The sequence below is a fragment of the Mesorhizobium sp. M7A.F.Ca.CA.002.09.1.1 genome (assembly GCF_003998555.1).
Classification (GTDB): domain Bacteria; phylum Pseudomonadota; class Alphaproteobacteria; order Rhizobiales; family Rhizobiaceae; genus Mesorhizobium; species Mesorhizobium ciceri.
Window position 1 is genome coordinate 1 of the sequence record NZ_RZRR01001232.1, and the last position, 1,256, is coordinate 1,256.

2 protein-coding genes are annotated in these 1,256 nt (G+C 65.4%); one reads left to right on the top strand and one right to left on the bottom strand.

Annotated elements, in window-relative coordinates:
- Nucleotides 1-662 (top strand): MFS transporter (locus tag EN994_RS32070; protein WP_206530554.1); only part of this gene is annotated, 662 nt, incomplete at its 5' end.
- Between the two features lie 21 nt (nt 663-683).
- Here EN994_RS32070 and EN994_RS32075 read toward each other — a convergent pair.
- On the bottom strand, nt 684-1,256 hold a 573-nt coding region (locus tag EN994_RS32075; protein ID WP_348631698.1), incomplete at its 5' end, for a CBS domain-containing protein.

Here is a 1,256-nt window from a genome sequence, read left to right on the forward strand (position 1 = left end):
GTGCCTGCTGGGTGATCGCGCTTTCGCATTTCAACGTCACGGTGCAGATGGCGACGCCGCGCTGGGTGGTCGGCCGGGTGCTGTCGGTCTACCAGACCGCGACCTTCGGCGGCATCGCGCTCGGCAGCTGGATCTGGGGCGTCGTCGCCGACGCGCATGGCGCCGAAACCGCGCTGATCGCCGCCAGCATCGCCATGCTGGCCGGCGGCGCCATCGGTCTTTTGCTCCCGCTGCCGCAACAGCAGGTGCTCAACCTCGACCCGCTCAATCGCTTCAAGGAACCGCATTTGGCGCTTGACCTGAAGCCGCGCAGTGGTCCCATCGCCATCATGATCGAATATGTGATCCGCCACGAGGACGAACCGGAGTTCCTCGCCATCATGGCCGAACGCGGCCGCATCCGCCGCCGTGACGGCGCCCGCAACTGGACGCTGGCGCGCGATCTCGAGAATCCCACCGTATGGATCGAGCATTATCACACGCCGACCTGGATCGAGTATATCAGGCACAATGGACGCATCACCCATGCCGACGCCGTCATCGGCGAACGCGTGCGGGCCCTGCACAGCGGCGACGAACCGCCCCGCGTACGACGCATGATCGAGCGCCCGACCACCGCCGGCACGGCGCTTGTGATGGCCAAGGGGCCGATCGAGCATTAAGCCCGTAACCCCTCTTGCCCTCTACCCCTCGCCCGACAGGTCCCGGCGCGCCTTGTCGAGTTCCTCGGCATAGCGCCGCATCAAATGGCCTTCGGTCAACAGGCCCAGCACGATGTGGTCGGTGAAATCCTCGACCACGGCGAGTTCTTCGGCGCCCGCCCGCTGGAATGTTTCCGCGGCGGCCTGCACGTTCATGCTCGGCACCAGCACCGCGTCCTTGTATTTGGCGAGATCGCGCACCGGCACCTCGCCATCGGACGGATCGCTGTGCAGTTCGGCCACGATCAGCACGCCGACATAGTGGTCGCCCGCATCGACGGCGATGACGCGCTGGGCAGAGCCGAGCGGCACCTCCTTGCGGAAGGCTGCCAGCGTCGTCGAGGCATAGATGGTCTTGATGTCCTTGCGCATCATCGAGCCGACTGTGAGGCTGCGCATCCAGCCGACATCGTGGGCGCTGCGGATGGTCTCGCCGCGCAGATGGAAGCGCCATGTCGAGAACGAGTAGCCGAAGGTTTCGCGCACCAGGATGGCCGACATGATCGAGGCGGCCAGCACGACCTCGCGCTTGGCAAAGGTGATCGGATTGTTGAT